We start from the raw sequence: 8,174 nt of genomic DNA, 5'->3' as shown, positions 1-8,174 counted from the left end.
GTCTGCGGGAGGGGGTGGGCCGCCGGGTCAGTTCCCGAGCGTGACGTCCATGTACGGGGGGAACTCGGGGATCCGGGAGAAGTCGTTCTCCAGGACCGAGATGTCGCCCTTCTTCGCGATCTCGCGGAAGCCGGCGAACTTGTAGGTGATGTACATGGTCCGGTTGCGGTCGGTGGGCACGAACTCGGCGCGCAGCCTGGCCCCGGCCCGGTGGGCCTCGCGGATCAGGTGGCCGAGCAGCACGGATCCGACGCCGCGGGACATCACGCGGCAGGACATCAGCAGCAGCTTGACGGTCCACACGTCCTCGCCGCGCTCCACGAGCGAGAGGCCGATCTTGCCGTAGGTGCCGTACTTGTCCTCCAGACCGGCGACCAGCAGGTCGTGGTCCGGGGAGCGGCGGAACGCGTCCAGCTCCTCGTACGAGTAGGTGTAGCCGGTGGCGTTGAGCTGGTTCGTACGGACCGTCAGCTCCTCGGCGCGCTGGAGGTCGCGCTCCTCGGCGGGGCTGATGGTGAAGCTCATGCCGAGCGAGGCGAGGAACTCCTCCGAGGTGCCCTCGTGGGACTCCTCGGCGGCGTTGCGCTGCGCGTCGGCGCGGTAGAGGTGGCGGCGCTCGCGGGAGTCGGCGGTGACGAACCGGGGGTGCATCTCGGGCAGGCCGGGGATGCCCGCGGCGTCGACGGCGTCGATGCAGCGCACCGCGGGGTGGGCGAAGGCGACCTCGTCGCGTTCGAAGGGCTGGTCGTCGACGAAGGCGAGGGTGTCGATGCCGATGTTGATCGCCTTGGCCACGGCCTGCACGGACTCGGACTTGTTGCCCCAGTTGATCTGCGGGTAGAGGAAGTACTCGGCGATGCCGAACTCCTCCAGCTTGGCCATGGCCGCGCCGTGGTCGTTGCGGCTGGCGACGGAGTGCAGGATGCCGCGCTCGTCGAGGATCCGCAGGGTCTCCACGACCTCGGGGCGCAGGGTGACCTCGGTGTCCTCCAGCAGGACGCCGTCCCAGACGGTGTTGTCGAGGTCCCACACCACGCACTTGACGGTGGTCGTCTTGGTGATGGTCGTCTCGGTGGTGGTCGTCTCGGTGGTCGTCGTCATCGGTCACTCACTTCCACGGGCTGCGGCGGCGGGGGTGCGGCGGAACGGGGCCCGCTCCTGGAAGGCGTACTCGGCGAGGCCGACCTGGTGGAGCTGGGAGCTGCCCTCGATGACCTCCATGACCTTGGTGTCACCGAGCAGGCGCTGAACGGGGTAGTCGGGGCCGCAGCCGTTGGCGCCGTGGATCTGCACGGCGTCGGTGGCGGCGCGGGCGGCGGCGGTGGAGGCGAAGTACTTGGCCATGGAGGTGGCGGCCAGTGCCCCCGGGTCGCGCGCGTCGCGCAGCCGGCCCGCCTCCAGGCACAGCAGCCGGGCCGCCCGGGCGGAGGTGTACATGTCGCTGATCATGCGGCGGACCAGCTGGTGCTCCCGGATGGGGACGCCGAACTGGACCCGCTCGGACGCGTAGTCGGTGCCGGCGTCCAGGCAGGCGTCGAGGATGCCGACGCAGCCCCAGCCCACCGTGTACCGGCCGAGGTCGAGGGCCGCGCCGGTCACGTGGGAGACGCCGAGGCCCGGCCGGGCCAGCAGGTTCGTGCCGGGGACGCGGCAGTTGTCGAAGTACACGTGCGCGGTCATCGAGGCGCGGATGCCGATCATGTCCTCGATCAGCTCGGTGCGCAGGCCCGGGGTGTCCCGTTCGACGAGCAGGGCGGTGGGGCCCTGCTCGCCGCGCCCGACGACGAGGAACAGGTCCGCGGTCTCGCCGTACGTGATCCACTTCTTGTGGCCGTCGAGGATCCAGTCCTCGCCGTCACGGGTGACCCGGGTGGTGACGGCGGACGCGTCACTGCCGGTGCCCGGCTCGGACACGGCGAGCGCGGCAATGCGCTCGCCGCGGGCGAGCCGGGGCAGCCAGGTGTCCTTCTGGGCGCGGGTGCCCCAGCGGGCGACGGCGTGCGCCACCATCGTGTGCACGGTCAGCAGACTGCGCAGCGAGGAGCAGGCGCGGCCGAGCTCGGCCGCGAGCAGGCCGAGCGTCACCGCGTCGCAGCCGCCACCGCCGTACTCGGCCGGGACCGGCAGCCCGAGCAGGCCCTCGTCGGCGAGCAGCCGGACGGCCTCGGGCGGGGTGCGCTGGGCCCGGTGCCAGGCATCGGCGTACGGGGCGACACGGGTGTCGGCGAAGGCCCGGAACTCCTTCTGGGCCTGCGCCTGCTCCGCGGTGAGCATCGTCGTCATCTGGGGTCGGCTCCGCTCGGCCTACTGGGGGACCGACGCGGCCAGCTTGCGGCTGACGAACGCGTCGAGGGCGCTGATGGAGCGGAAGTACTCCAGCTCCAGGTCCTCGTTCTCGACGGTGATGCCGAACTCGTGCTCCACGAAGGAGACGAGCTGCATCGCGAACATCGAGCTGACGAAGCTGAGCTCGAAGATGTCCTGGTCGTCCTTGAGGTCCTGCACCGGGATGAAGCGGGAGAGGTACTCCGCGATCCTGGCCTTGTTGTCCGTGCTCATCTCGTTCCGTCCTGTCGTCTTCGATGCGGGGGGGGGCGGGGGCGGTCGGTGCGTACGCGCGCCCGGTCAGCGGTACGTGTGGAATCCCTGACCGCTCTTGCGGCCCAGCAGGCCGGCGGCGACCATCTTCTTGAGCAGGGGCGCCGGACGGTACTTGCTGTCGTTGAAGCTCTCGTAGAGCACCTCGACGGACTTCAGGATGGTGTCGAGACCGATCAGGTCGGCGGTCTCCAGCGGGCCCATCTTGTGGTCGAAGCAGGTCTTGAAGATGCGGTCGACGTCGGCCGGGGGCGCGACGCCGTCCTGCACGAGGAAGACGGCCTCGTTGATGGTGAGCATCAGGACGCGGTTGGAGACGAAGCCCGGGACGTCCTCGACGACGATGCACTCCTTGCCCAGCTCCGCGAGGAAGCGGCGGGCGGTGTCGATCGTCTCGGGGGTGGTGTGGTGGCCGCGGATGACCTCGACCATGGGCTTGAGCGGCACCGGGTTCATGAAGTGCATGCCGACGACGCGCTCGGGGCGGCTGGTGACGGAGCCGACCCGGGTGATGGAGATCGCGGAGGTGTTGACGGCGAAGACGACCTCGGGCCGGCAGATCCGGTCGAGCTCCTTGTAGACCTTCTCCTTGATCGCCCATTCCTCGGTCACGTTCTCGACGACGAAGTCCGCCTTGGCGAGCAGCTCGTAGTCGGTCGTGAACTCGATCTTCTCGAAGACCTCGGCGGGGTCCACCGCGGCCTTGCGGTTGAACATCGCGAAGGCCCGCAGGCTGCTGCGCAGCTCCTTGCGCGCGTTCTCGAGGATCTCCTCGGAGACGTCGACCAGGACGACGCGGTGGCCGGTCTGGGCGAGGTTCTGCGCGACGCCGACGCCCATGACGCCGGCTCCGACGACTCCTGCTGTCGTGAATTCCATTGGTGGTCGACTCCGTTAGCGTGCGCCGCGTACGGCGTAGATGTTGTGGATGTCCGTGCCGGCGTACAGCTCGTCCTGCTCGGCGTGCGCGGTGAAGCCGCGGCTCTCCAGGAGCGCGACGAGCCGGGCGACCTCGCCGTCCGCGTCGTGCGCCTCCAGCACCATCTGCTGGATCTTGGGCCAGTCCTCGTCGGCGATGCCGTCGATGACCTGGCGCTCGCTCTTCTGCACGTCGATCTTGATGAGGTCGATGCGCTCGATGTTCTGCTCGCGGATGACCGCGCTCAGCGGGCGCAGCTTCGCGGTGAACTCGATGGCCTCGAAGCGCACGTCCATGAGCTCTTCGGTGTACTCGGCGAGCTGGTCGGCCGCCTCGTCCCCGCCGGCCTCGCGCTGGTTGGCGATGATGGTGCGCAGGTTGTGCTTCTCCTCCGCCTCGTCGGGGTGGAAGGAGGACATGCCGGAGCTGCGCGGGTAGAACGTGAACTGCGCCTCGGACTCGGTGTCGGAGATGCCGATGTTGAACAGCCGGGCGTCGGCGCCGTGTTCGGCGGCGTTGCGGCTGAGCAGCTCGAACAGCGGCGGGGCCGGCTCGAAGGTGTAGACCGTCACGTCCTTGGCCTCGTAGTGCGCGAAGAGCGTGAACAGGCCGATGTTGCCGCCGACGTCGACCACGGTGGCGCCGTCGGGGAGGGTGATCCCGTTCTTGGCGTAGACGCGGTGGTCGAAGATGTCCTCGTAGAAGTGGAGGGTCTCCGCCTCGTTCTGGTGGGAGATCATCAGGCCGTTGGGGAGCTGGAAGCGGGCGAGCGAGCTTCCGGTGTGCGAGGAGCCGGACCCGTCCCCGGCCAGCGCCTCCTGCGGGTCCCGGCCGGCGCGCAGCGCGTCGACGGCGGTCGCGGTCCGCGCGAGGGTGGCCCACTCGTAGATCTGGCGCAGCGTCGGCTCTACGGAGAAGGCGCGGGTGATGCGCAGGATCAGCCGGGTGGCCAGCAGCGAGTTGCCGCCCAGCTCGAAGAAGGAGACGTCCCGCGGGAGCTGCTCCTCGGTCTTCAGCAGCCGGGCCCACAGGGCGTGCAGCTCCTGCTCGGTGGCGCTCGGCTCGCCCTCGGCGGCGGGCGCCGCGGCCGGGGCGGCGGCGCCGTCGGCCGTGAGGTTCTCGGCGGGGTGGACCGTCCAGTCCACGGCGCCGCCCGCCAGCCACACCCGGCCAAGCGCCTTGAGCGCGACGGCGGTGTCGGAGCGGCGCTCCAGCGGGTGGCGCATCGAGGCGACGACGGCGCCGTTGCCGACGCCGCGGACCTCGGTGGCGAGGCTGGCGAGGGTCTGGCCGGGGCCGGCCTCGACCAGGACGTGGTCCTCGCCGATGGCGCGCAGGCCGTCGGCGAAGCGGACCGGGCTGACGAGGTGGCGGGCCCAGTAGCCGGGGTCGGTGGCCTGCTCGTCGGTGATCAGCGCGCCGGTGACGTTCGAGACGTACGGGATGCTCGGCGCGTTCAGCGTCAGGGTCCGCGCGAGCGCGGTCAGCTCGCCCGCGATCGGCTCCATCATCGTGGAGTGGAAGGCGTGCGTGGTGGTGACCCGGCGGTTGATGACCTCGCGCGTGCGCAGGGAGGTCTCCAGCGCGGCGATGTCCTCCTCGGGTCCGGCGACCACGCAGAACGCGTCGCCGTTGACGGCGGACAGCGAGAGGTTCGGTCCGAGCAGGGCGCGTACGTCCTGCTCCGGCAGCATGACGGCGAGCATGGCGCCCTGCGGCAGCGCGTCGATGAGCGCGGCACGGCGGGCGACCAGGGTCAGCGCGTCCTTGAGGGAGAGCACCCCGGCCAGCGTCGCGGCGACGTACTCGCCCAGGCTGTAGCCGGTCAGGACGGCCGGGCGGGCGCCCCAGCTGCGCCAGAGTCCGGCGAGGGCGTACTCGATGACGAAGAGCGCGGGCTGGGCCAGCTTCGTGGCGTTCAGCCGGCGCTCCTCGGCGCTGACCGGTCCGCTGTCGCGGCCGAGCATGCGGCGCAGGTCCATGGCGGGCGCCTTCGCGCCGGCCGGCTCCGTGGCGGCCGGCTCGGCGGCGGCCGCGAAGATCACCTCGCGGAGGTCCAGACCGAGGTCGGGGGCGAGCAGTTCGGCGCAGCGGTCGACCTCGGCGCGGAAGACGGGGAAGTCCCGGTACAGGTCGCGGCCCATGCCGAGGTAGTGGTCGCCCAGGCCCGGGAAGAGGAAGGCCAGCGGCGCGGCGGTGGCGCCGGTCTCCTTGGCGCCCAGTTCGGCCGGGCCCTCGGGGCCGGTCAGGACGGCGCCGCGGTGCGTGCCGGAGCCGGCGCCGATGGTGCGCCGGGTGACCGGGGCGGCGGTGGCCGGGGCCGCGGCGCTCGCGCCCTTGAGGGTGGCGAGTCCCGCGTCGAGGGAGGCACCGTTGGTCCCGCTGACCAGGTCGAGGTGGAACGGGAGCGGACCGGTCGGCGCAACCGCCGCTCCGTGCCTCTCCTCGGCGGTGATCGTGTTGGGGGTCATACCTCTCCTTGGGTGTGTCGGAAAACCGGGTGAACGGCCGACGCGCGGCCGCTCAGGCCAAAGCAGCGGGTGCCGCAGGTGCACGCAAAGCAACCCCGGCCTGGGTGACCGGGGCTGCACATGTGTGAGGAGCGCCCCGCGTGCCGCCCTGGTATCTGTCCGAGGATTCCGTCGTGACCAGCCTGGTCAGGACTGCTTGAGCAGAGCCGGAGCAGCGGTGGACGCGGCCACCGGGAGCTATGCGGCGCGGGTCGGAACCTTGGACTCGGCGTAGGCCTTGGCGAGGTTGAGCGTCGCCGTGCTGTTGCGGCCGAGCGCCTCGCGGACGTAGCGGCGGCATTCTGCGACGCCGGCCTCGGGGCCGAGTACCCGGGTGATGTTCTCCTCGCGCAGCACGACGCTGTGCTGCGAGGTGACGGTCACGCCGGTCTCGTCCTCGACGAGCGACCACTCGCCGGTGTGGGCGGACATCAGCAGGGGCGTCGCCGTCTGCTTGTAGACGATGCGCCGGGCGTGCGGGAAGCAGACCCGGACCGACTCGGTGGTGTGGGAGTTGCCGTCGGCGGTCAGGGTGTCCATGGACATCACCTGCACGCCCGGCTCGGGCTCGGCCACGTCCAGGCGCGAGACGTGCGGGACCAGCGTGGGCCAGTCCTGGACGCGGTGCAGGAACTCGTAGACGAGCTCGGCCGGGCCGTCGACGCGTACGGAGTCCTCGAAGGACATCACCAGGTCGTCGAGGCGCTCCCAGCCCTCGGCGAGCTGCTTGATGTTGCCGAGCTCGGCGCGGCTGTTGGTGTCGGTGGCGCTCTCGACCCAGGCGACGGAGGCGGCGTCGTCACCGGCGACGGTGAAGTCGTGCAGCAGGACCAGCCGGCAGGTGGCCGCGCCGCGCGGTTCGACGATCCAGGTGCCGCCCATCGACTCCAGCGGGGAGGCGGGCACCTCCTGGCGGAACTCGATGCGGCGCTGCGCCACGTCCAGGGTGCGCCGCGAGGTCCAGGACTTGATCTCGCCGTTGGCGGTGGCCCACATGCGCAGGCGCTCGCGGGTGCCGTCGGACTCCAGCTGCTCGACGTGGGCGTTGGGCGGGAAGTACAGCGGCCACTTGGCCGCGTCGGCGATGAGGCCGTAGACCACTCCGGCGGGGGCGGCGACGGTCACCTCGTGCGTCGTGCGGTGCACACGCTCAGCGGACATCGTGGAGTTCCTGCTTTCCGGTTCAGAAGTTGCCGAGGCCGCCGCAGACGTTGAGCGCCTGCGAGGTGATGGACGAGGCCACGTCGGTGGTCAGGTAGCCGACGAGGCCGGCCACCTCCTCGGGGGTGGAGTACCGGCCGAGCGGGATCTTCGAGATGAACTTCTGCTTGATCTGGTCCTCGGAGGTGTCGTACGCGGCCGCGTAGCCGGTGCGCACGCGCTGGGCCATCGGGGTCTCGACGTATCCGGGGCAGACCGCGTTGACGGTGATGCCGGTGGGGGCGAGCTCGTTGCCGAGCGACTTGGTGAAGCCGACGACGCCGTGCTTGGAGGCGGAGTAGGGGGCGCCGAGCACCACGCCCTGCTTGCCCGCGGTGGAGGCGATGTTGATGATCCGGCCGTACGGGGCGCCCTCGAGGCCGCCGTTCTTGAGCACCTCGCGGGTCAGCAGGAAGACGCTGTTGAGGTTGGTCGCGATGACGTCGTACCAGAGCTCGTCGGTGAGGTCGGCGGTCGGGCCGCCGCCGCTGCGGCCGGCGTTGTTGACGAGGACGGAGATCGGTCCGAAGGCCTCGACGGCGGCGGCGACCAGGGCCTTGACGGACGCGGCGTCGCGGACGTCGGCGGCGGCGCCCTCGACCTCCAGGCCCTCGGCCCGCAGGTCCTCGACCGTCTGCTTGACCTTCTGCTCGGTACGGGCGCAGAGGAAGACGCGGTGTCCGCGGCGGGCGAGATCGCGGACCACGGCCAGTCCGATCCCGCTCGTACCCCCGGTGACCAGGGCTACGCGCTTCGTCTCGGTCGTCATCGGTGAACCTCCAGAACGGCGTTGATGCTCCGACCGTGTCCTGGCCCCCTTGACGCCCGCACGAACGCCGCTTGAGGACCGGTCGTGGACGGCGCGGTGCGGCGGTCGGTTCGAGGTGTCCTCGAATCCCGCTCGACCCTGAGCGGTGACGGTGGGGCCATCGACCAGATCGGAGTCC

7 protein-coding genes are annotated in these 8,174 nt (G+C 70.9%); all 7 read right to left on the bottom strand.

The annotated features are described in order from the left end of the window. Positions 1–27: 27 nt before the first annotated feature. The 7 genes from OHA89_RS39660 to fabG all read right to left on the bottom strand — a co-directional run bounded on the left by OHA89_RS39660 (position 28) and on the right by fabG (position 7,996). A complete protein-coding gene (locus OHA89_RS39660; protein WP_331761732.1) occupies positions 28–1,101 on the bottom strand; it encodes an HAD-IIIC family phosphatase in 1,074 nt (357 codons plus the stop codon). Positions 1,102–1,104: 3 nt separating this feature from the next. Then, the gene (locus tag OHA89_RS39655) at positions 1,105–2,283 is read right to left on the bottom strand and encodes an acyl-CoA dehydrogenase family protein (protein ID WP_257559751.1); all 1,179 of its coding nucleotides are present in this window, start codon (positions 2,281–2,283) and stop codon (positions 1,105–1,107) included. Between the two features lie 21 nt (positions 2,284–2,304). Continuing rightward, a complete protein-coding gene (locus OHA89_RS39650) occupies positions 2,305–2,559 on the bottom strand; it encodes an acyl carrier protein (protein ID WP_069924400.1) in 255 nt (84 codons plus the stop codon). Positions 2,560–2,625: 66 nt separating this feature from the next. Next, on the bottom strand, positions 2,626–3,477 hold the full coding sequence (locus OHA89_RS39645) for a 3-hydroxyacyl-CoA dehydrogenase family protein (RefSeq protein ID WP_215143814.1): 852 nt from the start codon (positions 3,475–3,477) through the stop codon (positions 2,626–2,628). 15 nt (positions 3,478–3,492) lie between these two features. Continuing rightward, complete coding sequence (locus OHA89_RS39640) at positions 3,493–5,988, bottom strand: FkbM family methyltransferase (protein WP_266616037.1); 2,496 nt, start codon at positions 5,986–5,988, stop codon at positions 3,493–3,495. Between the two features lie 237 nt (positions 5,989–6,225). After that, the gene (locus OHA89_RS39635) at positions 6,226–7,188 is read right to left on the bottom strand and encodes an aromatase/cyclase (protein WP_266616036.1); all 963 of its coding nucleotides are present in this window, start codon (positions 7,186–7,188) and stop codon (positions 6,226–6,228) included. Between the two features lie 22 nt (positions 7,189–7,210). Further along, a complete protein-coding gene (gene fabG, locus OHA89_RS39630; RefSeq protein ID WP_257559748.1) occupies positions 7,211–7,996 on the bottom strand; it encodes a 3-oxoacyl-ACP reductase FabG in 786 nt (261 codons plus the stop codon). Positions 7,997–8,174: the final 178 nt, after the last annotated feature.

Origin of the sequence: Streptomyces sp. NBC_01546 (assembly GCF_045208355.1) — a bacterium.
In the GTDB taxonomy this organism is placed as follows: domain Bacteria; phylum Actinomycetota; class Actinomycetes; order Streptomycetales; family Streptomycetaceae; genus Streptomyces.
The sequence above is the reverse complement of the archived record's forward strand: the minus strand, read 5'-3'. Positions and strand labels throughout refer to the sequence as shown.

Coding starts and splice junctions, on each gene's coding strand:
- OHA89_RS39645 (WP_215143814.1), bottom strand. CDS start 3,477: ATGGAATTCACGACAGCAGGAGTCGTCGGAGCCGGCGTCATGGGCGTC.
- OHA89_RS39640 (WP_266616037.1), bottom strand. CDS start 5,988: ATGACCCCCAACACGATCACCGCCGAGGAGAGGCACGGAGCGGCGGTT.
- fabG (WP_257559748.1), bottom strand. CDS start 7,996: ATGACGACCGAGACGAAGCGCGTAGCCCTGGTCACCGGGGGTACGAGC.
- OHA89_RS39635 (WP_266616036.1), bottom strand. CDS start 7,188: ATGTCCGCTGAGCGTGTGCACCGCACGACGCACGAGGTGACCGTCGCC.
- OHA89_RS39650 (WP_069924400.1), bottom strand. CDS start 2,559: ATGAGCACGGACAACAAGGCCAGGATCGCGGAGTACCTCTCCCGCTTC.
- OHA89_RS39660 (WP_331761732.1), bottom strand. CDS start 1,101: ATGACGACGACCACCGAGACGACCACCACCGAGACGACCATCACCAAG.
- OHA89_RS39655 (WP_257559751.1), bottom strand. CDS start 2,283: ATGACGACGATGCTCACCGCGGAGCAGGCGCAGGCCCAGAAGGAGTTC.